General features: G+C 65.3%; 28 protein-coding genes and 1 other RNA gene. 8 read left to right on the top strand and 21 right to left on the bottom strand.

Going from position 1 to position 25,590, the window contains the following annotated elements:
* Positions 1–372: 372 nt before the first annotated feature.
* Together XcyCFBP4188_RS13875 and cydB are read left to right on the top strand one after the other, a co-directional pair.
* The gene (locus tag XcyCFBP4188_RS13875; protein ID WP_006451261.1) at positions 373–1,770 is read left to right on the top strand and encodes a cytochrome ubiquinol oxidase subunit I; all 1,398 of its coding nucleotides are present in this window, start codon (positions 373–375) and stop codon (positions 1,768–1,770) included.
* Positions 1,770–2,786, top strand: coding sequence for a cytochrome d ubiquinol oxidase subunit II (cydB, locus tag XcyCFBP4188_RS13870; protein WP_043909397.1), 1,017 nt, complete (start codon positions 1,770–1,772; stop codon positions 2,784–2,786). The genes XcyCFBP4188_RS13875 and cydB overlap by 1 nt, the downstream gene beginning before the upstream one ends.
* Before the next feature lie 34 nt (positions 2,787–2,820).
* On the opposite strand, the gene XcyCFBP4188_RS13865 is transcribed toward cydB, so the two are convergent.
* From XcyCFBP4188_RS13865 to XcyCFBP4188_RS13790, 16 genes are all read right to left on the bottom strand, one after another.
* Positions 2,821–3,681: a carboxylesterase family protein gene (locus XcyCFBP4188_RS13865; protein ID WP_006451263.1), complete on the bottom strand. Its 861-nt coding sequence runs from the start codon at positions 3,679–3,681 to the stop codon at positions 2,821–2,823.
* A gap of 54 nt (positions 3,682–3,735) precedes the next feature.
* The gene (gene mgtE / locus XcyCFBP4188_RS13860) at positions 3,736–5,097 is read right to left on the bottom strand and encodes a magnesium transporter (RefSeq protein ID WP_006451264.1); all 1,362 of its coding nucleotides are present in this window, start codon (positions 5,095–5,097) and stop codon (positions 3,736–3,738) included.
* Between the two features lie 152 nt (positions 5,098–5,249).
* Positions 5,250–5,327: non-coding RNA, sX9 sRNA (locus XcyCFBP4188_RS13855), on the bottom strand.
* A 61-nt stretch (positions 5,328–5,388) separates the two neighbouring features.
* Complete coding sequence (gene ptsP / locus XcyCFBP4188_RS13850) at positions 5,389–7,119, bottom strand: phosphoenolpyruvate--protein phosphotransferase (RefSeq protein WP_043909400.1); 1,731 nt, start codon at positions 7,117–7,119, stop codon at positions 5,389–5,391.
* A 58-nt stretch (positions 7,120–7,177) separates the two neighbouring features.
* Positions 7,178–7,447 carry an HPr family phosphocarrier protein gene (locus XcyCFBP4188_RS13845; RefSeq protein WP_005913389.1) on the bottom strand — a complete coding sequence of 90 codons (270 nt, stop codon included), beginning with the start codon at positions 7,445–7,447 and terminating at the stop codon, positions 7,178–7,180.
* Positions 7,440–7,832: a PTS sugar transporter subunit IIA gene (locus tag XcyCFBP4188_RS13840; RefSeq protein WP_006451266.1), complete on the bottom strand. Its 393-nt coding sequence runs from the start codon at positions 7,830–7,832 to the stop codon at positions 7,440–7,442. The genes XcyCFBP4188_RS13845 and XcyCFBP4188_RS13840 overlap by 8 nt, the downstream gene beginning before the upstream one ends.
* A gap of 328 nt (positions 7,833–8,160) precedes the next feature.
* Positions 8,161–9,033 carry an RNase adapter RapZ gene (gene rapZ, locus XcyCFBP4188_RS13835; RefSeq protein WP_023904637.1) on the bottom strand — a complete coding sequence of 291 codons (873 nt, stop codon included), beginning with the start codon at positions 9,031–9,033 and terminating at the stop codon, positions 8,161–8,163.
* A complete protein-coding gene (gene hprK, locus XcyCFBP4188_RS13830; protein WP_006451268.1) occupies positions 9,030–9,980 on the bottom strand; it encodes an HPr(Ser) kinase/phosphatase in 951 nt (316 codons plus the stop codon). The genes rapZ and hprK overlap by 4 nt, the downstream gene beginning before the upstream one ends.
* Entirely contained in the window at positions 9,977–10,435 is a 459-nt protein-coding gene (locus XcyCFBP4188_RS13825; RefSeq protein ID WP_006451269.1) for a PTS sugar transporter subunit IIA, read from the bottom strand. The genes hprK and XcyCFBP4188_RS13825 overlap by 4 nt, the downstream gene beginning before the upstream one ends.
* 21 nt (positions 10,436–10,456) lie before the next feature.
* Positions 10,457–10,774 carry a ribosome hibernation-promoting factor, HPF/YfiA family gene (gene hpf, locus XcyCFBP4188_RS13820; RefSeq protein WP_006451270.1) on the bottom strand — a complete coding sequence of 106 codons (318 nt, stop codon included), beginning with the start codon at positions 10,772–10,774 and terminating at the stop codon, positions 10,457–10,459.
* Between the two features lie 87 nt (positions 10,775–10,861).
* Complete coding sequence (locus XcyCFBP4188_RS13815) at positions 10,862–12,301, bottom strand: RNA polymerase factor sigma-54 (protein ID WP_006451271.1); 1,440 nt, start codon at positions 12,299–12,301, stop codon at positions 10,862–10,864.
* A 40-nt stretch (positions 12,302–12,341) separates the two neighbouring features.
* Positions 12,342–13,061, bottom strand: a complete 720-nt coding sequence (gene lptB, locus XcyCFBP4188_RS13810) for an LPS export ABC transporter ATP-binding protein (RefSeq protein ID WP_006451272.1) — start codon at positions 13,059–13,061, stop codon at positions 12,342–12,344.
* Positions 13,061–13,624 (bottom strand): lipopolysaccharide transport periplasmic protein LptA, encoded by a 564-nt coding sequence (gene lptA / locus XcyCFBP4188_RS13805; protein WP_104550254.1) that lies wholly within the window; start codon positions 13,622–13,624, stop codon positions 13,061–13,063. The genes lptB and lptA overlap by 1 nt, the downstream gene beginning before the upstream one ends.
* The gene (lptC, locus tag XcyCFBP4188_RS13800; protein ID WP_104592316.1) at positions 13,602–14,177 is read right to left on the bottom strand and encodes an LPS export ABC transporter periplasmic protein LptC; all 576 of its coding nucleotides are present in this window, start codon (positions 14,175–14,177) and stop codon (positions 13,602–13,604) included. Before lptC ends, lptA begins: the two co-directional genes overlap by 23 nt.
* Positions 14,174–14,722, bottom strand: a complete 549-nt coding sequence (locus XcyCFBP4188_RS13795) for a KdsC family phosphatase (protein ID WP_046933221.1) — start codon at positions 14,720–14,722, stop codon at positions 14,174–14,176. The genes lptC and XcyCFBP4188_RS13795 overlap by 4 nt, the downstream gene beginning before the upstream one ends.
* Before the next feature lie 48 nt (positions 14,723–14,770).
* Positions 14,771–15,772, bottom strand: a complete 1,002-nt coding sequence (locus XcyCFBP4188_RS13790) for a KpsF/GutQ family sugar-phosphate isomerase (RefSeq protein WP_104592315.1) — start codon at positions 15,770–15,772, stop codon at positions 14,771–14,773.
* 53 nt (positions 15,773–15,825) lie between these two features.
* On the opposite strand from XcyCFBP4188_RS13790, the gene XcyCFBP4188_RS13785 reads away from it, so the two are divergent.
* From XcyCFBP4188_RS13785 to XcyCFBP4188_RS13775, 3 genes are all read left to right on the top strand, one after another.
* Complete coding sequence (locus XcyCFBP4188_RS13785) at positions 15,826–16,053, top strand: BolA family protein (RefSeq protein WP_016905061.1); 228 nt, start codon at positions 15,826–15,828, stop codon at positions 16,051–16,053.
* Positions 16,054–16,171: 118 nt separating this feature from the next.
* Positions 16,172–17,446, top strand: coding sequence for a UDP-N-acetylglucosamine 1-carboxyvinyltransferase (gene murA / locus XcyCFBP4188_RS13780; RefSeq protein WP_006449247.1), 1,275 nt, complete (start codon positions 16,172–16,174; stop codon positions 17,444–17,446).
* Positions 17,443–17,766, top strand: coding sequence for a hypothetical protein (locus XcyCFBP4188_RS13775; RefSeq protein WP_006449248.1), 324 nt, complete (start codon positions 17,443–17,445; stop codon positions 17,764–17,766). The genes murA and XcyCFBP4188_RS13775 overlap by 4 nt, the downstream gene beginning before the upstream one ends.
* Before the next feature lie 882 nt (positions 17,767–18,648).
* Here the strand turns inward: XcyCFBP4188_RS13775 and XcyCFBP4188_RS13760 are convergent.
* From XcyCFBP4188_RS13760 to purM, 5 genes are all read right to left on the bottom strand, one after another.
* Positions 18,649–19,332 carry a DUF3108 domain-containing protein gene (locus XcyCFBP4188_RS13760; RefSeq protein ID WP_006453199.1) on the bottom strand — a complete coding sequence of 228 codons (684 nt, stop codon included), beginning with the start codon at positions 19,330–19,332 and terminating at the stop codon, positions 18,649–18,651.
* A 3-nt stretch (positions 19,333–19,335) separates the two neighbouring features.
* Positions 19,336–20,184, bottom strand: a complete 849-nt coding sequence (locus XcyCFBP4188_RS13755; RefSeq protein WP_043911315.1) for a DUF3108 domain-containing protein — start codon at positions 20,182–20,184, stop codon at positions 19,336–19,338.
* 66 nt (positions 20,185–20,250) lie between these two features.
* Complete coding sequence (gene purN / locus XcyCFBP4188_RS13750; RefSeq protein ID WP_006453201.1) at positions 20,251–20,904, bottom strand: phosphoribosylglycinamide formyltransferase; 654 nt, start codon at positions 20,902–20,904, stop codon at positions 20,251–20,253.
* 36 nt (positions 20,905–20,940) lie between these two features.
* A complete protein-coding gene (locus tag XcyCFBP4188_RS23585; protein WP_267929414.1) occupies positions 20,941–21,075 on the bottom strand; it encodes a hypothetical protein in 135 nt (44 codons plus the stop codon).
* Positions 21,076–21,089: 14 nt separating this feature from the next.
* Complete coding sequence (purM, locus tag XcyCFBP4188_RS13745) at positions 21,090–22,223, bottom strand: phosphoribosylformylglycinamidine cyclo-ligase (protein ID WP_172839265.1); 1,134 nt, start codon at positions 22,221–22,223, stop codon at positions 21,090–21,092.
* A gap of 22 nt (positions 22,224–22,245) precedes the next feature.
* Here purM and XcyCFBP4188_RS13740 point away from each other — a divergent pair, with 22 nt between their 5' ends.
* The 3 genes from XcyCFBP4188_RS13740 to hda are packed head-to-tail and all read left to right on the top strand — an operon-like array spanning position 22,246 to position 25,222.
* Positions 22,246–23,358, top strand: coding sequence for a DUF2066 domain-containing protein (locus tag XcyCFBP4188_RS13740; RefSeq protein ID WP_104592314.1), 1,113 nt, complete (start codon positions 22,246–22,248; stop codon positions 23,356–23,358).
* A complete protein-coding gene (locus XcyCFBP4188_RS13735) occupies positions 23,355–24,524 on the top strand; it encodes an AI-2E family transporter (RefSeq protein WP_006453205.1) in 1,170 nt (389 codons plus the stop codon). The genes XcyCFBP4188_RS13740 and XcyCFBP4188_RS13735 overlap by 4 nt, the downstream gene beginning before the upstream one ends.
* A complete protein-coding gene (gene hda, locus XcyCFBP4188_RS13730) occupies positions 24,521–25,222 on the top strand; it encodes a DnaA regulatory inactivator Hda (protein WP_104592313.1) in 702 nt (233 codons plus the stop codon). Before XcyCFBP4188_RS13735 ends, hda begins: the two co-directional genes overlap by 4 nt.
* Positions 25,223–25,590 lie beyond the last annotated feature (368 nt).

The following is a 25,590-nucleotide window of genomic DNA, read 5'->3' as shown; positions in this document are numbered from 1 at the left end:
TGACGGCCGTCGGGGACGCGGCGGCGCTGCCCGCGTCGTCGGCAGGCATCCGCGCGCGGTTACTGTCGACGGTCGGCTCGACTGCGCTCAGTGCGCTGGTCAGCGACGTGGCGGCTTGCTGCAACAGCCTCGCTGCGATCCCATTCGCGCCCAGGAAATCCGTGCTGCATCGCAAGCCAGGCGTAGCATCGCGTTGCAGCGCAAGCGCGGCAATTTGCCGCAGATGCGACGCCGTGTCGCATCGGGAACGAGCACGACCGTCCTTATGATGATTCCGTAGCGCAGACGTCGCGATCGAACACCGCACTGTCTTGTGGCGATTGACCTGCCGTCTGCGCGCAGATGCTTCCTCACTTTCCAGGAGGGCTCTCCATGGATGCCTTGCTGTTATCGCGGATCCAGTTCGGGTTCGTCATCGCATTCCACGTGCTGTTTCCGGCATTCACCATCGGGCTGTCCAGCCTGCTGGCCTTTCTGGAATGGCGCTGGCTGCGCACCCGCCTGCCGGTGTGGCGCGAGCTGTATTTCTTCTGGCAGAAGATCTTCGCGGTGTCGTTCGGCATGGGCGTGGTCAGCGGTATCGTGATGGCCTTCCAGTTCGGCGCCAACTGGCCGGAGCTGAGCCGCATCGCCGGCAGCGTGATCGGCCCGCTGCTGAGCTACGAGGTGCTCACCGCGTTCTTTCTGGAAGCCAGTTTCCTGGGCGTGATGATGTTCGGCTGGGGGCGTATCTCCGAACGCCTGCACTTCTTCGCTACCTGCATGGTGGCGCTGGGTACATTGTTCTCCACATTCTGGATCCTGTCGTCCAACAGCTGGCTGCAGACCCCGGCCGGGTATGAGGTGGTCGACGGCATTGTGCATCCGCAGGACTGGCTGCAGATCATTTTCAACCCGTCGTTTCCGTACCGGCTTGCGCATATGGCGCTGGGCTCGTTCATCACCACCTGCTTTGTGGTGGGTGCGGTCGGTGCGTGGTATCTGCACCGCGGCGTGCATCGTGAGTCCGGCCTACGCATGCTCAAGCTGGCGGTGGCCTTCGCGGCCATCACCGTGCCGCTGCAGATCTTCGTCGGCGACATGCATGGCTTGAACACGCTCAAGCACCAGCCGATGAAGATCGCGGCGATCGAAGCGCATTGGCATGACGAAGAGCAGGGCAAGGGTTTCCCGCTGGTGCTGTTTGCGCTGCCCAATGCGCAGGCAGAGCATAACGATTACGAGGTGGCGATTCCGCGCCTGGGCAGTGTGCTCCTGACCCACAGCCTGGACGGCAGCATCGCGCCATTGACCTCGGTGCCGGCGGCCGATCGCCCGCCGGTGACGCCTGTGTTCTTCGCCTTCCGCATCATGGTGGGGGTCGGCTCGTTGATGTTGCTGGTGGCCTGGGTGTCGGCGTTCGCGTGGTGGCGCGGCAAGTTGCTGCAGTGGCGCTGGCTGCTGGCGACCTGGCGCTGGATGTTGCCGAGCGGCTTCATCGCGCTGGTGTCGGGCTGGTTCGTCACCGAGATGGGTCGTCAGCCGTACGTGGTCTATGGGCTGTTGCGTACCGCCGACGCGGTGGGCCCGCAGTCGACGCTGATGACCGCGATCTCGCTGACGGTGTACGTGGCCGGTTATGCGTTCGTGTTCGGCTGGGGCATCTGGTACCTGGTCAAGATCGGCAAGATCGGGCCGACCCCGCACGACGCGCCGCAGCTGGACCACGGCGAGCACACGCCTGCACGGCCGCTGTCAGCGGCCGATGAACCGATCGACGGAGCCGCATGATGGACATGACGAGTGTGTTGCCGGTGGCGTGGTTCGCGGTGATCGGCTTCGGGGTGCTGATGTACGTGGTGCTGGATGGCTTCGTGCTCGGCATCGGCATCCTGGCGCCGTTTCGCAAGGACGAGACGCAACTGGATCTGATGATGAACACCGCCGCGCCGATCTGGGACGGCAACGAAACCTGGCTGGTGTTGGGCGGAGCAGGGCTGCTGGCTGCGTTTCCCAAGGCGTATGCGGTGATCCTGTCGGCGCTGTATCTGCCGGTGTTGTTGATGGTGATGGCGCTGGTGTTCCGCGGGGTGGCGTTCGAGTTCCGTTTCAAGGCGCAGCGCTCGCGGCGGCTGTGGAGCAATGCCTTTGCCGCCGGCTCGATCCTGACCACCTTTGCGCAAGGGGTGATCCTGGGCGCGCTGGTGCAGGGCTTGCCGATCGAGAACGACCGCTATGTCGGCGGCATCTGGGGCTGGTTCAGTCCGTTCGCGATGCTCACCGGTGCGGCGCTGGTGTTCGGCTATGCCTTGCTCGGCAGCACCTGGCTGATCCTCAAGACCGAAGGCCATGTGCAACAGCTCGCGCGTCAGTTGAGCCGGCCGCTGACCATCAGCGTGTTGATCTTGATCGGCCTGGTCAGCGCCTGGCTGCCGTCGCTGCAATCGCATGTGATGGAGCGCTGGTTCAGCGGCGCGCATTATCTGTGGCTGATGCCGGTGCCGGTGCTGGTCGCCCTCGTGGGGTTCGCGCTCTGGCGTTCGACCGAGGCGGGGCGGCCGGATACGCCGCCGTTTCTGTTGGCGATGGGCTTGTTCGTGCTCGGTTTTGCGGGCCTGGTGCTGGGCATGTGGCCGTATCTGGTGCCGCCGGTTTACACGATCTGGCAGGCCGCTGCGCCGCCGTCTTCGCAGATGTTCGCACTGGTCGGCCTGGTGGTGTTGCTGCCGCTGATCCTGGGCTACACGGTGTGGTCGTATCGCGTGTTCCGCGGCAAGGTCACGGCGGACACCGGGTATCACCATTGATGGGAGATGCGGCGGCGTTGCGCTGTGTCATGTGTCAACGCAGGCGCTGCTTGAACATCCATTCCCACATCGCCGGATCCGCGTACGTCGCGTCCCAGGTGTTGTGGTTGCCCTCGGGATATTCGCTGTAACGCACATTGGCGCCGATACCTTTGGCGGCGCGATACAGCGCACGGTCGTCGTGCGGCGGTACCGAATCGTCCCTGGCGCCATGAAACATCCAGATCGGCACGTGCCTGAGCTGGGTGGCCGCGGCGGTATACGGGTCGGCTTCCTTGGCCACCAGGCTGACGTACAGCGTGCGGCGCTCGTCGCGCGGTGCCTTCAGCGCACCGCAGATCGGCACGATCGCCGCGAAACGCTGCGGCTGCATCAGCCCGATTTCCCAGGCGCCGTAGCCGCCCATCGAGATGCCGGTGAGGTAGGTGCGCTGCGGGTCGGCAGCGAACTCGGCGCTGGTCGCATCCAGTGCAGCGATCGCCATGCGTGCATTGACGCCCAGCCACTCTTCGTCGTCGGGCACCTGCGGCAGCACCACCAACGCGGGAAACTCGGCCGTGTGTTCGCTCAGGTGAGGACCAACGCCCACTTCGGCCTGATCGCGCCCGTTGTCGCCGCGCTCGCCCGAGCCATGCAGAAACAGCACGATGGGCAGCGGTTGCGGCATCTTCGAGGCCGGCACGAATACCTGATAGCGGTACAGCCGTCCTTCGATCTCCAGCGTGCGGGTGACGAAGTGGCCACGGCGTGCATCGTGGTGGCGCTCACCCATGCTGGAACAGCCGGCAAGCACCAGCGCGAAGACCACAAGAACAAGGCAGCGACGAATCACGCAGCACTCCTGACCGAACCGATGACATGCCTGCAGTATCGCCGCACGCAGGTGCGCTGGCATGTCGCGGTGCGGCGATTTTGTGTTGCAGTTTCATCCCAACGTGCACAGCCCGCGCTACGGCAGCAGAATCAGTGTGGCCAGGCCGAGGAAGCTCAAGAAGCCCATCACATCGGTCAGCGTGGTCAGAATCACGCCGCCGGCCAGCGCCGGGTCGAAGCCCAGGCGTTTCAACGTCACCGGTACCAGCACACCGCCGAACGCTGCAGTGAGCATGTTCAAGGTCAGCGCAGTGCCGATCACCAGCGACAGCATCGGCTGACGGAACCAGACCAGCACGATCAGGCCCAGGCCGACGCCCAGCACCACACCGTTGATCAGCGCCACGGTGAGTTCCTTCTTGAGCAGGGTCATGACGTTGGACGAGCCGATCTGGCCCAGCGCCAGGCCGCGCACCATCAGCGCCAGTACCTGGGTGCCGGCGTTGCCGCCCATGCCGGCCACGATCGGCATCAGCGCCGCCAACGCCACCAGCTTGGCGATGGTGCCTTCGAATTCGCTGACCACGCTGGAGGCCAGGAACGCGGTGCACAGGTTGATGCCCAGCCAGATCAGGCGGCGGCGGAACGCGCGCCGCGCCGGGCTGAACATGTCCTCGTCTTCGTCCAGGCCGGCCGCGCTCATGGCCTGGTGCTCGGCCTGCTCGCGGATGATGTCGACCACGTCATCGATGGTGATGCGGCCGAGCAGGATGTTGTTGTCGTCCACCACCGGCGCAGAGATCCAGTCGTGATCCGAAAAGCGCCGTGCGACCTCGTCGGAGCCATCGCCCACATCGATCGCCGGTTGTTCGTCGTCGATCAGACGATTGACCGGCGTGCTGTCCTCATGCGTCACCAGTGCGGCCAGCGACACGCGGCCCAGGTATTGATGGCGACGGCTCACCACGTACAGGTGATCGGTGTGGTCGGGCAGCTCGCCGCGCAGGCGCAAGTAACGCAGCACCACATCGACATTGACGTCGGCGCGCACCGTCACCACGTCCGGATTCATCAAACGGCCGGCGGTGTCTTCCGGATACGACAGCACCTGCTCGAGCCGCTCGCGGTTTTCGCGATCCATCGACTTGAGCACTTCGTCGATGACGGTGTCGGGCAGGTCTTCGACCAGATTGGCCAGATCGTCGATGTCGAGGTCTTCGACCGCAGCCACGATCTCGTCGGTGTCCATGTCGGCCAGCAGGCTTTCGCGCACTTCGTCGCCGACATGCAGCAGCACTTCGCCGTCGTCTTCCGGGTCGACCAGCCCCCACACCACTTCGCGCTTGCCGGGGGGCAGCGATTCGAGCAGGTTGCCGATCTCCGCCGGTGCCAGCGTGTTAACCAGCCGGCGCACCGGCCCTAGGCGCCCGCTATCCAGTGCGTCGGACAGCAATCGGAGCTGGCGCGCGGTCTTGTCGTGGCGGACGGCTTCGGCCATGCGCAGCTCCCTTGAAAAGTAGACACGTCCCTAGTGCAGGACGCGGTGCTGAGTCAGCACGGCATTATCGCTTGCGCATGGTGACGAAACATACAGTGCCGCGCGCAACGCGCTTGAACATCGCCTGCGCGATGCAGCCGCCAAGCCGGAGCGGCTGAAAAAACCTGGCGAGCGGCCGTCAGCTGGAGAAGGGACGGCGCGCTCGGAGCCGACGTCTATCCGCGATACATGAGGATGCCGAGTATCGGCTGTACCCGTCTGGCGGTGAGCGCAGCAGGTTTACTGGTGCTCTCAGCGCAGCAAACCCTGCGCAACGGTCGCCAACCACTTCTCGATGCCCTTGCGGTCGCGTGCGCGCAGCAATTTTTCGCCCTGCACGCGCAACTCGCCAAGGTGGATGTCGCGCACTGCACGGCGCACTTCCAGCAACGTGGCCGGATGCAGGCTGAACTCGGTGAGCCCCAACGCCAGCAACATCGGCACGAAGCGTGGGTCGCCGGCAATCTCGCCGCACACCGCCACCGGTTTGCCATACGCGCGCCCGGTGGCGATCACCTGCGCGATCAGGCGCAGCACCGCCGGATGCAATGGCGAATACAACTCGCCCAAGGCCTCGTTGTTGCGATCCACCGCCAGCAGGTACTGCACCAGATCGTTGGTGCCGATCGACAAAAAATCGATATCGTCGATAAAGCAGTCCAGCGCCAGGGCCGCAGCCGGCACTTCGATCATCGCGCCCAGCGGAATGTGCTCGGCGATCTCGTGGCCTTGTTCGCGCAGTTGCACGGCCAGCTTCTTGATCTGTCGCCGCAGCAGCTGGATTTCCTCGCGGCCACTGACCATCGGCACCAGAATGCGCACCGGCCCGTAGCCGGAGGCCCGCAGGATCGCGCGCAATTGCGCCTGCGCCACCGCAGGGCGGGCCAGCGACAGCCGCACGCCGCGCAAGCCCAGCGCCGGGTTGTCTTCGTCGCTCAGGGTCAGGCCGGTGCGGTCGGCCTTGTCGGCGCCCAGGTCCAGCGTGCGGATGGTGACCGGGCGGCCGCTCATGCCCAGCACGGTGTCGCGATAGGTGTGGAACTGTTCCTCTTCGTCGGGCAGCTCGTTGCGCTGCAGAAACAGGAATTCGGTGCGATACAGGCCAAGGCCGCTGGCGCCGAGCGCATGCGCCTTGGCCACGTCTTCCAGCGATTCGGCATTGGCCAGCAGCGTGATATCGACGTTGTCGCGCGTGCGCGTGGGTTTGGAGCGCAGCCGGCCCAGCTCGCGCTGTTCCTTGGCCAGCGCGCGCAGACGCTCGCGGTAGTCGCGCAGATGTTCGGGTTTGGGATCGACGATCACCTGGCCCGAACCGGCATCGACGATCAAGACATCGCCATCGTCGATGCGCTGCAGCGCATCGCTCACACCCACCACCAACGGCAAATGCAGGCTGCGCGCCAGGATCGCGCTATGCGACAGCGTGTTGCCGGCGGTGGTGACGATGCCGACCACGCCCTGCGATTGCAGCTGCGCCAGTTCGGACGGCGCCACGTTGTCGCAGACCAGAATCTCGCCGGCCACGCCCTTGAGGTCGGGCGCGCGCTTGTGCAAGAACGCGTGGATGCGGCCGATCACATGATCCAGATCGTCCATGCGGCTTTTGAGGTAGGCATCCTCCATGCCGTCGAACACCGCCGCCAGCCGGTCGCGCTGCACGCGCAAGGCGTAGTCGGCGCTGTAGCGATGGGTGCGGATCAACTCGTCCAGACCTTGCAGCAGCTCAGGGTCGTCGAGCAGCAATGCATGCAGCTCGAGGAATTCGCCGACCTCGCGCGCCAGCGCGCCATGCAGGCGGTCGCGCAGTTGCTGCATTTCGGTGCGTGCCGCTTCGATGGCCACATGCAGACGCTGCAGCTGCGTTTCCACCTGGTTGGCGGGCACGCGCTGCTCGGCGATTTCCAGCATGTGGCTCTGGCGCACGCGTGCGCGCCCGAGTGCGTTGCCGCGCGAGGCACCGTGTCCGCGCAAGCGCAGACTCATGCGCGGCCTTGGCGCAGCCGCGTGGTGTCCGTATGCACCGCAGCGAGGTGGCGCATGCTCAGCTGTCCTCGTCGAAGCGACGCTCGAACAGGTCCACCAGCGCCTGCAAGGCCTCGGCTTCGTCCTCGCCATCCAGGCGCACCACCACGCTGGTGCCTTGGCCGGCGGCCAGCAACATCACGCCCATGATGCTCTTGGCATTCACCTCGCGGCCCTTGGCCGCCAGGGTGGCGTTGCTGCGATAGGACGACAGCGTCTGCACCAGCTTGGCGGTTGCCCGCGCATGCAGTCCGAGTCGGTTGGAAACTATGAGTTCGCGTTCAAGCATCGTCGATGATCGCTCCGTTGCGGGTGCCTGCCGCCGCGGTGGCGGGCAGCTCCTGCAAACCTTGTTCGGGGTAGTTCATCACCCGCAGCAGCATCGGCAGGCTCAGCGCGGACACCCGGCGAACCGGCGTGCCCAGCTTGGCCAACCGGTTGGCGAGATTGCTGGGGCTGGCGCCATACAGGTCGGTCATGACCAGCACGCCGTCGCCACTGTCGACCCGACGCATCGCCGATGACGCCTGGGGCAGCAAGGCGTCCAGGTCTGCATCGAGCGGTACATCGAATGCTTCGGTCTTCAGCGGCAAATGCCGCAACAGCCCCGTCGCCACGTTCAATAACGCCGCGCCGATGCCGGGATGAGTAATGAGGAGAATGCCACAGGCCATGCCGAAACGTTAACAGGTCGGCATGACTGCGCGATAGCGTTTGCCGGCACCGATGTGTTGCGAGATGAATAGCCGTTTAGGCGAGCGCTGCAACAGGTTGACTATGACGCGTGCAGGCAGCGCGCTGCTGCCGGTGTCGTGATGACATGTGATGTGGGGTGTGTCGTGATGCGTGTCGAACCGCAAGCGAGCGCTGCAGTCCGCATCTGTTGGGCAGCAGCACCAGCATGCGCTGCGAAGTTGCAGCGACGCCCTGGTTACAGACCTCACACAACTGCAAGGCACCGCTTTGACGATTCCCGAATCCCCATTCTCGATTCCCGGGATTTCAATCCTGCTCGCGATGAAACGTCGCCACTTCCGGCCAGCCCTGTTCGCGTGCATGCCGCGCCATGCGCTCGGCCAGATACACCGAGCGGTGCTTGCCGCCGGTGCAGCCGAAGGCGATGGTCACGTAGCTGCGGGTGTCGTTGCGCAGCCGTGGCAGCCAGGTGTCGAGCAGGTCCACGATCTGCGCGCTGTAGCGCACCACATCGGGCTCCTTGTCCAGATACTCGCGCACGCCGGCATCGCGGCCGGTCAGCGGGCGCAGCTCCGGGTCCCAATGCGGATTGGGCAACACGCGCGCATCGAATACGAAGTCGGCCTCGGCCGGCACGCCGCGTTTGTAGGCGAAGGATTCGAACAGCAGCGAGAGCCGGTCGCTGGTGCCGAGCGCGAACTCGGTGACCACGCGGCGACGCAGCTGGTGCACGTTGAGCGCGCTGGTGTCGATGATGGCATCGGCCTGCGCGCGCAGCGGTTCGGTCAACTGACGCTCGCGGGTGATCGCTTCCGGCAATGCCAGGCCGAGGTGGCTGAGCGGATGGCGGCGGCGGGTATCGGCATAGCGCTTGATCAACGCCTCGTCGCTGGCTTCGAAAAACAGCAGCCGTGCTTCGATGCCGTATTCCTGCGCGGCCTGGCGCCATTGCGCCAATTGGGTGAGATCGCTGCGGCTGCGCACATCGATGCCTACCGCCAGTCGCTGATCGCCGAGCGGGTTGCCACGCAGCCGGCTGCGCACGAAATCCGGCAGCAGTTCCACCGGCAGATTGTCCGAGCAGTAGTAATCGAGATCTTCGAAGGTCTTCAACGCGACCGATTTGCCCGAGCCGGACAGCCCGCTCACGATCATCAACGTGGAGGGCGCGGTACTCATGGCGTGCGTCGCTCCAGCAGGTTGCTATGGCGGGCGATGAACATCGCCGCCGGGTCGATGCCCTTGGTGCGCAGGATATGCAGCCGCGTCGCTGCCTCGGTCAGCACCGCCAGGTTGCGGCCGGGCATCACCGGCAGGGTGATCAGCGGTACGTCCAGATCCAGCACATGGCGGCTGCCGGAATCGCCGGTCAGGCGCTCGTAACCGGACGGGGTGGGCTCGGTCATCGGGCGGGTCAGGTGCACGATCAGGCGCAGGTACTTGTTCTTCTTCACCGCGGTGTCGCCGAACATGTCGCGCACGTTCAACACGCCCAGGCCGCGCACTTCCAGCAGGTCCTGCAGCAATTCGGGGCAGGTGCCATCGAGCACGTCGGGGGCGATCTGGGTGAACTCCGGCGCGTCATCGGCCACCAGGCGGTGGCCGCGGCTGAGCAGTTCCAGCGCCAGCTCGCTCTTGCCCGATCCCGCCTCGCCGGTGATCAGCACGCCGATCGAATAGATCTCCATGAACACGCCATGCAGCGTGACCCGTGGTGCCAGCGTGCGCGCCAGGTGGTAGGACAGATGATTGAGCAGTTCGTGGCCGCGCTTGGGCGAGATCCACAACGGCGTACCGGATTCGTCCGCGGCCGCGCGCAGGTCTTCCGGGCACGACTGATTCTTGCTGAGCGCCAGCGCCAGCGGCTGCACCTGGATGATCTTCTCGATCGTCTCCCAGCGCTGGCGTGCATCCAGCGAGTCCAGCCAGGCCAGCTCTTCGGTGCCCAGGATCTGCACCTTGTTGGGGTAGATCACGTTGAGATAACCGGCCAGCGACGGGCGCCGCGCATTGTTGCTGCCGGCTTCGATCTCGCGGTGTTCGCCTTTCTGGCCGGCCACCCAGCGCAGCGCCAGTTTGTCGCGCTGCTGGTCGAACAGTTCGCGTGCGGTGATGCTGGTATTCATGCGGCGCTGGCCTGTGGTGGTGGCGCGTCGATGAGCAGCGCCATCAAGGCGTCCGCATTGGGTGCGGCGCGCAATTGCAGGCGAAATTCCGCATCCGAGAAGCGCTCGGCCAGTTCCGACAGCAGCATCAGATGTTGATGGGTGTAATGCGCAGGCACTGCCATCGCGAAGATCAGATCCACCGGTTCATCGCCGCCGAAGGCCACCGGCGTGTTCAGTCGCAGCAGCGCGCCGCGTGGCTCGGTGAGGTTGGGGCAGCGCCCATGCGGAATGGCGATGCCGTGGCCGATGGCGGTGCTGCCCAGCGCTTCGCGTTCGCACAGGTTGGCATAGAGCTCGTCGGCGCCGGCCTGACGACAGGACAGCAGATCGGCAGCGGTATGCAGGACAGTGTCGCGATCGGCGGCCGGCGACACCACGGTGCGCACGGCCGCCATCAGATCGGTTAAAGGCATGAGGGCATCAAGCGAGAAGCGTCATGCGAGATTGTCGCGCACCTCGCGTGCGTGGTGGTTACATTTCTTTTCTTTGTGCTTGAGCACCAGGCGGTCCAGCTTGTCGACCAACAGGTCGATGGCCGCATACATGGTGGAGCCGCTGGCATCTGCGTGCAGGGTGCGACCGGGAAGGTTGACGGTGGCGACCACATGGTGGTCTGGCTTGCGAACGGCCAGCTGCGTTCGAACTTCACAGTGCTGGTCGAAATGGCGCTGCAGTCGCTGCAGCTTGCTTGCCACGTACTCCCGCAGGGCGGGGGTCACTTCAAGCTGGTGGCCATACGTCTCGATACGCATCGGATACCTCCATTGGTCGGTGGGCCAATGAACCTTTCCGGTGATCCGACAAACCCGGCACAGGCCGGCGTTGCGGTGGTTGCAACGTCAGGCGATGCGCACGCGTTCGTGGGAGGCGGAAATGTTCATGGCTTCACGATACTTCGCAACGGTGCGCCGCGCTACAGGGACGCCGGAAGTTTTCAGCAGATCTGCCAACTTGGCATCGGATAACGGCTTGCGCGGGTTTTCCGCATCGATCAGGCGCCGGATCATCGCCTGGATGGCGGTGCTGGAGGCCTCGCCGCCGCTGTCGGTGTCGATGCCGGAGGCGAAGAACGAGCGCAGCGCAATGGTGCCGCGCGGGGTGCGCACGTATTTGCGGGCGATCGCGCGGGAAATGGTCGATTCGTGCAGGCCGAGCTCGCCGGCGATCTCGCGCAGGGTCAGTGGACGCAAGGCCTGCGCGCCGAATTCCAGAAACCCGGCCTGGTGCTTCAGCAGGCAGCGCACCACCCGTAGAAGGGTTTCGCCGCGCGCTTCCAGGCTCTTGAGCAGCCAGCGCGCCTCCTGCAGCTGCCCACGCAGATAGCCGGCATCGGATTCGCCACAGCTGCGGATCAGGTTCTCGTAGCCGCGGTGGATGGTGACCTTGGGCTGCGCGCGGCCGGCCAGCGAGGCCCGCCACACGCCGCGCTGGCGCCAGATCACGCAGTCCGGCACCACGTAGGTGTCCTGCGACAGGTCGCCGATCTGCTTGCCCGGGCGCGGGTCCAGCGAGCGCACCAGCTGAACTGCCTGGTCGACATCGACGGTGGAACGCTTGAGTTCGTGGGCCAGCCCGGCCACGCCGCTGCGCGGCAGACGCTCCAGCGGGCCGGCGACGATCTGCAACGCCAACTCGCGTCCTGGCGTGGCGGGGTCGAGCACGGCGAGTTGCAGCGCCAGGCATTCGCCAAGATTGCGCGCACCCACGCCGACCGGATCGAAGCGCTGGATCTGGTGCAGCACGGTGAGCACTTCGGCCTCGTCCACCGCCGCGCCGAGCGCCAGCGTTTCGAGGATGGCCGATAGCGGTTCGCGCAGGTAGCCGTCTTCGTCCAGCGCATCGATCAGCATCGCGCCGATCTGGCGGTCGCGTGGCGACAGCGGAGATAAATGCAACTGCCACAGCAGGTGATCGGCCAGCGTTTCCGACTCGGCCACCCGCTCGGCGGCATCGCCGGACTCGTCGTCGTCGAAGCTGCCGCCGCTGCCCGAGCCGGTCCACTGCAGTTCGTCCTGCGACCAGTCGTCGTCGCGCTCTGCAGGCGTCGGGTCTTCGCGCGGGGTGTCGTCGGTGGAGGAGGCCGACGATGATGCGATCGGTGATTCGCTGGCCGCATGCGCGGCTTCGTCGGCCCACTCCAGCAGCGGATTGGTCTCCACCGCTTCGGCGATTTCCAGTTCCAGCTCGGTGGTGGACATCTGCAATAGCTTGATCGCCTGACGCAATTGCGGCGTCATGACCAACTGTTGTCCTAGCGATGTCTGAAGCCGGGCTTTCATGCAGGCAATGACTGAGAAAATCGATGTCGCGGCGACGCACTCAAAGGCGGAAAGTTTCCCCCAGATACACGCGACGGACGTCGGGATTGGCTAGCAATGCGTCTGGTGCCCCCTGCGCCAGCACGCCCCCCTCAGCGAGAATATACGCGCGATCGCAGATTCCCAAGGTTTCGCGCACGTTGTGATCGGTGATCAACACGCCGATGCCGCGTTCCTTGAGGTGGATGATGATGCGCTGGATCTCGCCGACCGAAATCGGATCCACACCGGCGAAGGGTTCGTCGAGCAGCATCATGCGCGGCTTGGCGGCCAACGCGCGCGCGATTTCGCAACGGCGCCGCTCGCCACCGGACAGGCTGGCGCCCAACTGGTCGGCCACATGGGTGATCTGCAGTTCTTCCAGCAGCGAGGTCAGTTCCTTCTCGCGCCCCGCACTGTCCAGGTCTTCGCGCAGCTCCAGCACCAGGCGGATGTTGTCGGCCACGGTGAGCTTGCGGAAGATCGAGGGCTCCTGCGGCAGATAACCGACGCCCAGTTTGGCGCGCGCGTACATCGGCTCGGCGGTGAGGTCGCGGCCGTCCAGCTCGATACGCCCGGCATCGGCCTCGACCAGGCCGACGATCATGTAGAAGCAGGTGGTCTTGCCGGCGCCGTTGGGGCCGAGCAGGCCGACCACTTCGCCGGCCTCGAGCGTGAGGCCGAATTCCTTGACCACTTCGCGTTGCTTGTACTTCTTGCGCAGACCGGTGGCGACCAGCATTACTTCTTCCCCTGCGGCTTGGCAGCGGCGGGCTTGGCCGCAGGTGCCGGAGCAGGCGTCGCCGCCGCAGGCGCCGCATTCTTCGGCTGGATGATGGTGCGCACGCGGCTGCCGTCGCCGCCGCTCTGCATGTTGCCGGTCTTGGTGTTGTAGACCATGCGCTGGCCGGCGTTGGTGCCCTTGGGCGAGTCGACCTTGTAATTGCCGGTCAGCACGATGACTTCGTTGGCGACCTGGTATTCGATGTTGTCGGCCTGGCCGTTCATCATCGCGCCGTCGTCCATCTGCTGCTTGAGCGTGGCCTGCTTGCCGACCAGCACCACACGGTCGGTCTGGCCGTTTTTCTGGAAGATATCGGCGGTGTCGGCGTGGATTTCCAGCGTGCCCTGGGTGATCACCACATTGCCGCTGAAGCGGCACTTGCCGCTGTCGTCGAGCATGTTGCAATCGTTGGCGTTGGAATCGATCGCCATCGGCTGATTGCGGTCGCTGGTCTTGGCCATCGCAAGGGCGGGCAGCAGCAGCGCGGCAAACGCCAGTTTAGCGGGCAGCATTCGGTTCATAGCGGGTCTTGACCTGAGAAAGGAGCTTGTACTGGCGTGATTTGAGGTCGGCCTCGAAGCCGACCCCGCTCTGCATGATACCCGGCCGGCTCATGCTCACCGGGGCGGCGGTCTTGGCGAGGTTCTGCTGCGGGAACACGTCCAGGCTCTGGGTGTGGAACGTGGTCGGCGGCGTCGCGCCGGTGGTGGGGCTGTCGCCGGAGACATCGCCACGCAGGCGTAGTTCGTCGCCCTTGGGGCTGATCCAGCCGGTCTTGGAACGTAGCGTCCACGGTTGGTTGGCGTTGTCGGGCAGCAGAAACACCGGCGTGGTGATGTCCGAGGTCTGGTCTGCGCGGTTGCGGTGCATTTCCGGCGCACGCAGCGTCATCGATTCCTTGCCGGTTTGCTTGTCCAGCGCAATCAGTTCGAAATCGCGCAACACGTAATCGGCGCGCGAGTCGTCGACCGCCGCCGCCACCGGGCGGGCGCGCTGTTGCCAGGCCGACCAGCCGGAGATCACGGCGGCGGCGAACAGCACCACGCCCAGGGTGGTGCGCCAGTTCCAGCTCATGCGGAGAACCTTTCGATGATGCCCTCGACCTGGCCTTGCGCAGCCAGCACCACATCGCAGACTTCACGCGCGGCACCTTCGCCGCCACGGGCCTGGGTATGCCACTGCACGCGCTCGGCGATCCACGGATGCGCGTTGGCGGGTGCCACCGGCAGGCCGACCGCCAGCAAGGCCGGCAGGTCGGGCAGGTCGTCGCCCATGAACAGCACCTGGTCTAGCGACAGGCCGTGCTCCTGGCACAGGGCCAGCACCGCCAGGCGTTTGTTCTTGACCCCGATCTGCACATGCAGGCCCAGATCCTGGCCGCGTTTTTCCGCCGACAGGCTGGCGCGCGCAGTGATCAGCGCAACATGGATGCCGGCATGGTCGAGCTGCTTGAGCCCCTGGCCGTCGAGCACGTTGAAGGATTTGCTCTCGTTACCGGCGTGGTCGTAATACAGGCGGCCGTCGGTCAGGGTGCCGTCGACGTCGAAACAGGCCAGACGAACGCGCGCGGCGCGGTCGATCAGCTCGGCGGGCAGGTGCTGCAGTGGGGAATAGGGCATCGGTACGAATCGGTGAGAACGGGGTTCCAACGTTTGAAACTGAACCTGTTAAACCACCTTGGCGCGCAACAGGTCGTGAATGTTCAATGCGCCGACCGCGCGCTGCTGCGCATCGACCACGATCAAACCGTTGATCTTGTAATCCTCCATCAGCCGCGCCGCCTCGGCGGCCAGCTGGTCGGCGCCGATGGTGCGGGGGTTGCGCGTCATCACCTGCGCAATGCCGGCGCTGCGCACGTCGATGTCGCTGTCCAGTGCGCGGCGCAGGTCACCGTCGGTGAACAGACCGATCAGCCGCCCCTCGTTGTCCACCACCGCGGTCATGCCCAGCCGCTTACGGCTCATTTCCATCAGTGCCTCGCTCAGGCTGGCGTCCTCGCGCACGCGCGGCAGGTCATCGCCGCTGTGCATCACATCGGTGATATGCAGCAGCAGGCGCCGGCCCAGGCTGCCGGCCGGATGCGAGCGCGCAAAGTCATCGGCGGTGAAGCCGCGCGCATCGAGCAACGCCACGGCTAGTGCATCGCCCATCGCCAGCGAGGCGGTGGTGCTGGAGGTGGGCGCCAGATGCAGCGGGCAGGCTTCGGCGGACACGCTCACATCCAGATGCACATCGGCGGCCTGGGCCAGCGACGAGGCCGGCCGCCCGGTCATGGCAATGATCGAGTTGCCCTGGCGCTTGAGCACCGGCAGCAGCATGCGCACTTCGTCGGATTCGCCCGAGTACGACAGCGCCAGCACGATGTCGGCCTCGGTGATCATGCCCAGGTCGCCGTGCCCGGCCTCGCCGGGATGCACGAAGAACGCCGGGGTGCCGGTGGAGGCCAGGGTGGCGGCGATCTTGCGCGCGATATGCCCGGATTTGCCCATGCCGGTGGCCACCACACGCCCGCGCGAGGCCAGTACCAGCCGGCAGGCCGCGGCGAATTCGCTGCCGATCCGCGCGCCTACGCCGGCCAGCGCCTTGCGCTCGATCTCGAGCACGCGCTGGCCGCTGGCGACCAGGCTGGCGTCGCTGACGGTGGCGGTGGGCAGGTGCGAGACGGCCATGCGGGACTCGGGTGAAGAGTAGAATGTGCGCTCATTTTATGAGGAAACGCCCTTTGGACGCCGAAACCATCCGTAAACTCATCGAATCCGGCTTGCCCGAAGCCCGCGTCGACGTGCACGGCGACGACGGCGTGCACTTCGAGGCGACCGTGATCAGCCCCGCATTCGCCGGCAAGGCACCGTTGGCGCGCCACCGCATGGTCTACGCGACCCTGGGCGAGTTGATGGGCGGGGCGATCCACGCGCTGCAGCTCAAGACGCTGACCCCCGACGAAGGCTGAGCGTTTGTCGGGTCTTGGCTGGTCGGGCTGCTCATCCGCCTCGATCGCAAGCGCCCGACAGGCTCCCGGCGACCCATCTCATTCCCCCCGACATCCTTTTCAGATTCCCTGAGATCCCATGGCAAAAATCGTAGTGACCGGCGGCCAAGCGCTGCACGGTGAGGTCAATATTTCCGGCGCCAAGAACGCGGTGCTCCCAATCCTGTGCGCGACCCTGCTGGCCGATGCGCCGGTGGAGATCAGCAACGTGCCGCACCTGCACGATGTGATCACCACGGTGAAGCTGCTCAGCGAGCTCGGCGCCGAGGTCACCATCGACGAGGGCACGCTGGCCAAGGGCCGCTCGATCCTGGTCGACCCGCGTTCGGTCACCCATCAGGTCGCGCCCTACGAGCTGGTCAAGACCATGCGCGCCTCGATCCTGGTGCTCGGTCCGCTGCTGGCGCGTTACGGCAACGCCGAAGTGTCGCTGCCTGGCGGCTGCGCGATCGGCTCGCGCCCGGTCGACCAGCACATCAAGGGCCTGCAGGCGCTGGGTGCGGACATCAACGTGGAAAACGGCTACATCAAGGCCACCAGCAATGGGCGTCTGAAGGGTGCGCGCTACGTGTTCGACATGGTCAGCGTCACCGGCACCGAGAACGTGCTGATGGCTGCGGTGCTGGCCGAAGGCACCACGGTGCTGGAGAACGCGGCGATGGAGCCGGAAGTCACCGACCTGGCCGACTGCCTGATCGCGCTCGGTGCGCAGATCGAAGGCGCCGGCACGCCGCGCATCGTGGTGCAGGGCGTCGAGCGCCTGGGTGGCGGGCACCACGCGGTGCTGCCGGATCGTATCGAGACCGGCACCTTCCTGGTCGCTGCGGCAATGACCGGCGGCAGCGTCACCGTGCGTCGCGCGCGTCCGGAAACCCTGGACGCGGTGCTGGACAAGCTCACCGAAGCCGGCGCGACGATCACCACCACCGCCGACAGCATCACGCTCGACATGCACGGCAAGCGCCCGCGCGCAGTGAGCCTGACCACCGCGCCGTACCCGGCATTTCCGACCGACATGCAGGCGCAATTCATGGCGCTCAACTGCGTGGCCGACGGGGTGGGCGTGATCAACGAAACCATCTTCGAAAACCGCTTCATGCACGTCAACGAGCTGCTGCGGCTGGGTGCGGATATCCAGGTCGAAGGCCACACCGCGATCGTGCGCGGCGCCGAACGCCTCAGCGGCGCGCCGGTGATGGCAACCGATCTGCGCGCCTCGGCGTCGTTGATCCTGGCCGGGCTGGTCGCCGACGGCGATACCACCATCGATCGCATCTACCACCTGGACCGTGGTTACGAAAACATCGAGGAGAAGCTGGGGGCGCTGGGCGCGACCATCCAGCGCACCGCATGATCCTGCGCGGACGCTTCACCACCCGCCGCAAGGTGTTGCTTGGCGTGATCGTGCTGATCCTGGCGTGGCTGGCCTACGCCTGGTCGGTGGGCATGGCGATCACCCAAGGCGTCGAGTTCAAGGACATGGACTGGAACAACGACGGCACTGCCAGCCGCGACGAGATTGCGCAGTCGTTCTATGCGGTGGCGGTCAAGAAGACCGTGGAAGGCAAGCGCCATTGCGACCTGTTCTATTGGCGTAGCACCGATGCGCAGATCCGCGTGGATTGCCGCACGGTGTTCAGTACTGGCGATGACAAGGCTGCGGCCAAGCCCTGAGGGGTGATAGGTGGGTGCGGATGTATCACCTTTGGGGCAAGTGATCAGTCTGTGCGGACAGATCACTTGTGGAGCGGCTGATCTGCTGTCTGGCTGCAGGGTCCTTGCCCGCCCACCATCGCAGGACACGCCGCAAGTACGTCCGTGTAGGCTCTTACGCGGCATCCATGCCGCGTAAGGTCCCGCGACGGCGGGCGTGCAAGGACCATTCGAGAGTGTCGGTGTGCATGGTGCAAGCAATGCACGATGCATGTTGTTCGGATAACGGTGAGTTCGGTCAGCTTTCCAACGCAAGCCGAGCAACCAACAAGCTTTTAAGAAAGCAACCGACTAACTCTCTGGTGCGGTGAGGGCACCGCACGCTCGACTAACTTGACTTTTGACCTAAGCATTTGACTGCATCTATGACGACGCGCCGACTCGAAAGATTGGTTGGCTTTGAGTAGTTGGACAATGCGGATAGNTCGCTTCTAGAGCAGATGATCTGCGGCTTTGCTGCAGGGCCCTCGTCCTCCCACCATCGCGGGACACGCCGCAAGTACGTCCATGTAGGCTCTTACGCGGCATCCATGCCGCGTAAGGTCCCGCGACGGTGGGCGGGCAAGGACCAGTCAAGATGGTCGGTGTGCATGGTTTTCAATAAAACAGCCGGCAAACTTCCTGGTGCGGCGTCCTCGCCGATTGCGGGACCGTGTGGCGGCATGGATGCCGCCACCGAGCCTACATGGACGTACTTGCGGCGTGTCCCGCGAGCGGCGAGGGCACCGCGCCCTCGACTCAGCAAGCATTTGACTGCACTAAACAACTCTACCAACTGCACTAAACAACTTTACGACCGGAACTACGCTGGCAATGAAGCCTCTGGTCGAAACTTTGGCGCGCTCAGCGCAGCGCCTTGATGGTCAGGTCCAGTGCGTCCTGGCCCTTTTCCTTCTGCAGCAAACGTGCCGGCACCGGTAGGTCCTTGACCACCCAGGCGATCAGTTCCTTGTCGCCGTCCACGCGCGACACCTTGGTCGCCTGTTCCTGCTTGCCGTTGACGGTAATGGTTTCCTTGCCGACAACCTTGTAGCTCATCGGCTTGATGCGGCCTTCGTCCACCATGCGGTAGTTGAGCGGCTTGCCGGCGGCCAGGTCGCGGGTGATCGCCAGGTTGATCAGCAATGCATCCATGTCGCCGGGCTGCAGTTTGACCGGGCCGCGACGGTCCGGCTTGATGTCGCCGCCCCAGGTCGCCTGGCTGGTCTTCCAGTCGTAATTGGCAGTGACGTTGCGGCGCTTGACCATCATCGACGAGGTGTCGTTGCTGCTGACCGGGCGCAGTTGACCGTTGCTCTCTTCGAACACGGTGCTCTGGGTCAGATTGGCCAGCTGGTTCTGGATGGTGAGCGTGTAGCGCCACTGCTTGTCGCCGGCCGCGGCCAGGGTCATGGTGCCGTTGGCCTGCATGCCCATGTAGTTGGCCGAATAATCGGCCTGGAACGGCTGCACGGCGAGTGCGGGCAGGCTGGCCACGGCCAGTGCGGCAGCGGCAATCAGCGAAGACGTGCGGGAAATGGATTTCATGGGTCAGGCTCCTTGATATTCGACCAGGCGCAGATCGACCTGATCCTCACCTTTGTCACGTTGCAGGATGCGCACCGGAGTCGGAACCCCGTTGGCGATCCAGAGGATGGTTTCGTTGTCGCCGCTGTTGACGCGGTGCACGCGCAACGCGTCGTAGCTCAGGTCGCCGACCTGCACCACTTCGGTGGCATCGGCGACCTTGTAATCGTATTTGCGCACCCGGCCGACATCGACGTAGCGATAGCTCAGGCTGCGCCCGGGTTGCGCGTCGCGCATCAGCGAAAGGTTCAACGACAGCGCGCTCTGGTCGCCACGCTGCAGCGGAATCGGCTGTTGGCGCTCTTTCTTCAGATCGCCGTCCCACTGCGCGCTGGCGGTCTGCCAGTTGTAGACGCCGGTGACCTTCTTGCCGAAGAACATCGCCTTGCGCACGGTGCTCTGGCTCAGCGGCACATAGGTGTCGCCATCGACCCGGAACACGGTGCTCTGCTCCAGGTTCAACCCCAGAATGCTGGCAAAGCCCTTGCGGCCGCGCACCGACATGTCGATGCGCCACTGGCTGCCCTCGCCATGGCTGACCTGCATGGTGGCATCGCCGGCTTCCTTGCTGCGATAAAACGCCTGGTAGGTCGCCACGAAGGGTTGCAGTGGCGGTGGCGTCCAGGTGCTGGCAGGCAGTGCAGCTGCAGAGGCCGGCGCAGCCGGCGGCGCCGCAACCGGGGCAGGAGCAGGAGTAGCTTGCGCAGGAGTCGCTGGCACAGGCACGGCAGGGGCCTGTTGCGCACGGCCGGTACCGGCTTGGGCGAGCAGGGCGGTGGTCAACAGCGCGGCGGCGATCGGGATGACGTTCATGCGCTGAGAGCGGGGCACGGGGCCCGCGAGGATGTCCGAGGCAGGATGAGGAGGGCGTATCCGCATTCAGGCGAGTGCGGTGTCATCGGACTCTAGTCGCAGTGGCGTAAACAGGCACTGACCGTCGATGTGGACGCTGTCGCCGTGCACCGCCACGCGCCCGCTCGCGAGCAGGTTCAGCGTGGCCAGCAGCAACGGGTGTTCACGCGCCAGCACGCGGGCGGCCAGCTGGTCGGCGGTGTCGTCGGGTAGCACAGGCACGCGTGCCTGTGCGATCACCGTGCCGGCATCCAGTTCCGGCACCACTAGGTGCACGCTGGCGCCATGCTCGGCATCGCTGGCCTCCAGTGCGCGGGCGTGGGTGTGCAGGCCGCGGTACTTGGGCAGCAGCGAGGGGTGGATATTGAGCATGCGCCCGGCGAAGCGACGCACCAGCGGCTCGCCGAGGATGCGCATGTAACCGGCGCAGATCACCCAATCCGGCTGCGCGGCGGCGATGGCATCGCCCAACGCGGCATCGAAGGCAGCGCGGTCGGCGAAGTCGCGCGGGCTGGCGCTCCAGCGCCGTTCCTCGCCCACCTTCTGCAGGACCGGCGCCTGCGGGCGATCGGAAAATACCCCGACCACCTCTGCCTGCAGGCGGCCGCAGGCGATCGCATCGAGGATGGCTTGCAGATTGCTGCCGCGGCCGGAAGCCAGCACGGCCAGACGCAGACTCATTCGGTCGGATTCGCTGATGTCATGGGGCAGTGCGTGTCACGCTGCAGCGGTGAAAGGCACGAACAGTGCCCTGACCTGCGGACGCAGCAGCACTACCGGCTTAAATACGTCGAGCACGTTGCCGATGGCAGGAAGGCGCAGGAACTGCCGGGTGAGTGGGGAAGCGTCCATGCAGGTCTCCTGGATCAACCGATCCGCACGCGCTCATCGCCCTGCGCCGTCACTACCTGGCCAATGCGCCAATGCGCCAGCGACTGTGCATCCAGCGCCTGGTCCAGCGCGGCGGCCTGCTCGGGCGCGGCGATCAGCACGAAGCCGATGCCGCAGTTGAAGGTGCGCCACATTTCGGCATCGGCCACTGCGCCTTCACGCTGCAGCCAGGCGAATACCGGCGGCAACGTCCAGGCCTTTGCATCGATGTCCAGGCCCAGACCATCGGGAATCACGCGGATGATGTTTTCGGTCAGTCCGCCGCCGGTGATGTGCGCCATGGCGTGGATCGTCTCGCCGTGCGACTTGAGCAGCGCCAGGATCGGCTTGACGTACAGCGCGGTCGGCGCCATCAGCGCATCGATCAGCTTGACGCCATCCTCCAGCACCAGCTCGGCCGGGGCGCCGGCGCGCTCGTAGATCTTGCGGATCAACGAATAGCCGTTGGAATGCGGGCCGGAAGAGGCAATGCCGATCAGCACGTCGCCTGCGCGCACCTGCGCGCCATCCAGCAACTGCGATTTTTCCACCGCGCCCACGGTGAAGCCGGCCAGGTCGTATTCGCCCGGCGGATACATATCGGGCATCTCGGCGGTTTCGCCGCCGATCAGGGCGCAGCCGGACAGCTCGCAGCCGCGCGCAATGCCGCCGACCACGGCTGCGGCGGTGTCCACATCCAGCTTGCCGGTGGCGAAATAATCCAAAAAGAACAATGGCTCGGCGCCTTGTACCAGCACGTCGTTGACGCACATGCCGACCAGGTCGATGCCGATGGTGTCGTGCCGGCCCAACTGCTGCGCCAGTTTGAGCTTGGTCCCGACGCCGTCGGTGCCGGACACCAGCACCGGCTCCTTGTATTTGCCCGACAGGTCGAACAAGGCACCAAAACCGCCCAGGCCACCCATCACCTCCGGCCGGAAGCTGCGCTTGACCAGCGGCTTGATGCGTTCGACCAACGCGTTGCCGGCATCAATGTCGACACCTGCCTCACGGTAGGTCATGGGCGAGGAATTGGAAGGCGTTGGGCTGGTCACGGGCGGGGAGGGCTCGGCTGTAAAGGCGGCGATTTTAGCAGCCACGTTGGCGCTGGCGTCCCATTCGGGCAACAATTCACCCGGATACGCTTAAGTCATGGAACCGTCGATGCGCCGCAGTCTCGCTTTCTTTCTCGCCCTCGTGGTCGCCGCGCCCGTGCTGCCGGCCCTCGCACAGGCCGATCTGCGTACCGAAGGCGATGTCGCCAAGGCGCAAAGTGCCTACGATGCCGAGGTACCGGTCAACAGCCAGAGCGAGTCCGATCGCCCTGGCGCCCTGGCGCGCGCGCTGGGCGCGGTACTGGGCAAGGTGTCCGGCGATCGCGGCGCGATGAGCCGCCCCGGGGTGTCGCAGGCGCTGCGCAATGCGCCCAACTACGTCGAAAGCTACGATTACCGCCAGGATCAGGGCACCTCGCGCACCGGCGCGCCGACCTTCCGTACCACCCTGGTGGCGCGCTTCCGGCAAACCGATGTGGACAGTCTGATCGCGGCGCTGGGTTTGCCGGTGTGGCCGCTGCCGCGTCCCAAGCCGGTGCTGTGGTTGGCCATCGACGACGGCAGCGGCCCGCGTCTGGTCAGCGTGACCCAGGCCAATGCCGCGCGCAGCGTGCTGGACCGGGCCATTGAGCGTGGCTACCGGCTCGGCCTGCCAAGTGGCGCGGCCGCCGAGCAGGCACTGGCCGGCGCAATCTGGCGCAAGGACACCGCTGCGGTGTCGCGCGCCTCGGCCAAATACAGCCCGCCGATGCAGTTGATCGGCAAGCTCTACCGCACCGATGCCGGCTGGACCGCCGATTGGGTCTTCGTCGACAACGGCAATGTGCTGTCCAGCTGGACCAGCAGCGACGGTGATGCGCGTCGCGCCATGGCCGCTGGTGCCGACGGCGCGGCCGATGCATTGGTCAAGCGCTACGCCAAGCGCGTGGATTCGGGCGTGCCCGGCGTGTACCGCGCGGTCATCACCGGCATCGCCAGCGCCGACGATTACCTGCGTGTCTCGGCTGCGCTGCAGAACGTGTCGGTGGTGCGCAGCATCCGCCCGGTCAGTGCCAACGGCGACCGCATGGAAGTGGATCTGGAGTTGCTCACGGGCATTTCCGGCCTCAACCGTATGCTCGGCGACAACAGCCCGTTGGTACCCGTTTCGGTACCGACCGAGGGCCCGATCATTCTCGAAAACGAGCACGCCGAGTACCGCCTGAAATGACTTTGACTCCTGAAGCCGAAATCGCCCTGTTCCTGCGCCGCCTCAAATGGGTGGCGGTGATTGTCGGCGTGTTGTGGGTGGTATCGCTGCTATCGCCGATCCTGACACCGTTCGTGCTGGCGCTGCTGCTGGCCTGGCTGGGCGACCCTCTGGTGGATCGCATCGAGCGCGCCGGGCGTTCGCGCAACATGGCGGTGTCATTGGTATTCGTGCTGGCGTTGCTGTTGTTCGTGCTGGCGCTGATGATTCTGGTGCCGATGATCGAGCGCCAGATCATGACCCTGATCGATGCGCTGCCGCAGATGCGCACCTGGGCGATCAGTACCGCGATTCCATGGCTGGAAGCCAAAACCGGCGTGGAGCTGATGGGCTGGCTGGACCCGGAGCGTCTGATCGACTGGATCCGCAGCCATTGGGAGCAGGCCGGCGGCGCCGCCAAGACCTTCTTCGGTTACGTGCAGCGCTCGGGCTTTGCGATGGTGACCTGGGTAATCAACCTGGCTTTACTGCCGATCCTGGCGTTCTACTTCCTGCGCGACTGGGACCGCCTGGTCGAGCGCGTGGCAGCGGTCATCCCGCGTGCCTACATCGGCACCGTGAGCCGGCTGGCGCTCGAATCCAACGATGTGCTCGGTGGCTTCATCCGCGGCCAGTTCCTGGTGATGCTGGCGCTGGGCGTGATCTACGCCACCGGCCTGTCTATCATCGGGCTCAATCTGGGGCTGCTGATCGGCATCATTGCCGGCTTCATCAGCTTCATTCCGTATCTGGGGGCCACCACCGGCATCGTGCTCGCTTTGCTGGCAGCAGTGGTGCAGGCGCAGGGCCTAGATCTGAAGTTGCTGATCGGCGTGGGTGTGGTGTTCACGGTCGGCCAATTGCTGGAAAGCTATGTGCTGACTCCGCGTATCGTCGGCGACAAGATCGGCCTGCATCCGGTGGCGGTGATCTTCGCAGTGATGGCAGGCGGCCAGTTGTTCGGCTTCCTCGGCATGCTGCTGGCGCTGCCGGTGGCAGCGGTGGCCAACGTGTTGCTGCGCTACGCACATGAGCAGTACACCCACAGCGATCTGTACGCAGGCGAGCGCGCCGGCATCGTGCTGCAATCGGGTACCACCGAGCGCAGCGTGATCGTCGAACCCGGCAAGGATGCAGAGCGGTTGTGAGTGTTCCGCAGTTGCCACTGGCGTTGCGCGCGCCGCCCGATCAGCGCTTCGATAGTTACATCGCCGCGCCCGGGGGGTTACTCGCGCAATTGCAGGCCTTGGCTGCGGGGCAGGTGAGCGACTGGCTGTATCTGGCTGGCCCCGCCGGCACCGGCAAGACGCATTTGGCGTTGTCGCTGTGCGCGGCAGCCGAGCAGGCCGGCCGCGCTTCGGCCTATCTGCCGCTGCATGCGGCGGCAGGTCGATTGCGCGACGCGCTCGAAGCACTGGAAGGGCGCAGCCTGGTCGTGCTGGATGGTCTGGACACCATTGCCGGGCAGCGCGACGACGAAGTGGCCTTGTTCGATTTCCACAACCGAGCGCGCGCTGCCGGCACGACGCTGCTGTACACCGCGCGGCAGATGCCCGATGGCCTGGCGTTGGTACTGCCGGATCTGCGCTCGCGGCTGTCGCAATGCATCCGCATCAGCCTGCCGGTGCTCGACGATGCGGGGCGTGCTGCGGTGTTGCGCGATCGTGCGCAACGCCGGGGGCTGGCATTGGACGAGGCAGCAATCGATTGGCTGCTGATCCATAGCGAGCGCGAACTGGCTGGGCTGGTGGCCTTGCTGGATCGGCTGGATCGCGAATCGCTGGCTGCCAAGCGCCGTATCACGGTGCCGTTTTTGCGGCGGGTGCTTGAGGGTCGTGGGTCTTAGAGCGGCTACCAAACGACTGCGTTTACCGCGTGTTCCGAGGGGTCTTGAACACTACTGATAGATCAGTTTCAGGGCGGCTGATCTGCTGTTTGGCTGCAGGGCCCTTGCCCGCCCACCATCGCGGGACACGCCGCAAGTACATCCATGTAGGCTCTTACGCGGCATCCATGCCGCGTAAGGTCCCGCGACGGTGGGCGGACAAGGGCCAGTGGAGATGGTCGGTGTGCATGTTTTCAACAAAGCATCCGACTAACTTTCTGGTGCGGTGTCCTCGCCGCTTGCAGGACCGTGTGGCGGCATGGATGCCGCCACCGAGCCTTAATCTGTTCGGATTCTGCCAGTCTGGGTGTCGAGAGCCGACGTGGGCC

This window comes from Xanthomonas hortorum pv. cynarae (assembly GCF_002939985.1).
In the GTDB taxonomy this organism is placed as follows: Bacteria; Pseudomonadota; Gammaproteobacteria; order Xanthomonadales; family Xanthomonadaceae; genus Xanthomonas; species Xanthomonas hortorum_D.
The sequence above is the reverse complement of the archived record's forward strand: the minus strand, read 5'-3'. Positions and strand labels throughout refer to the sequence as shown.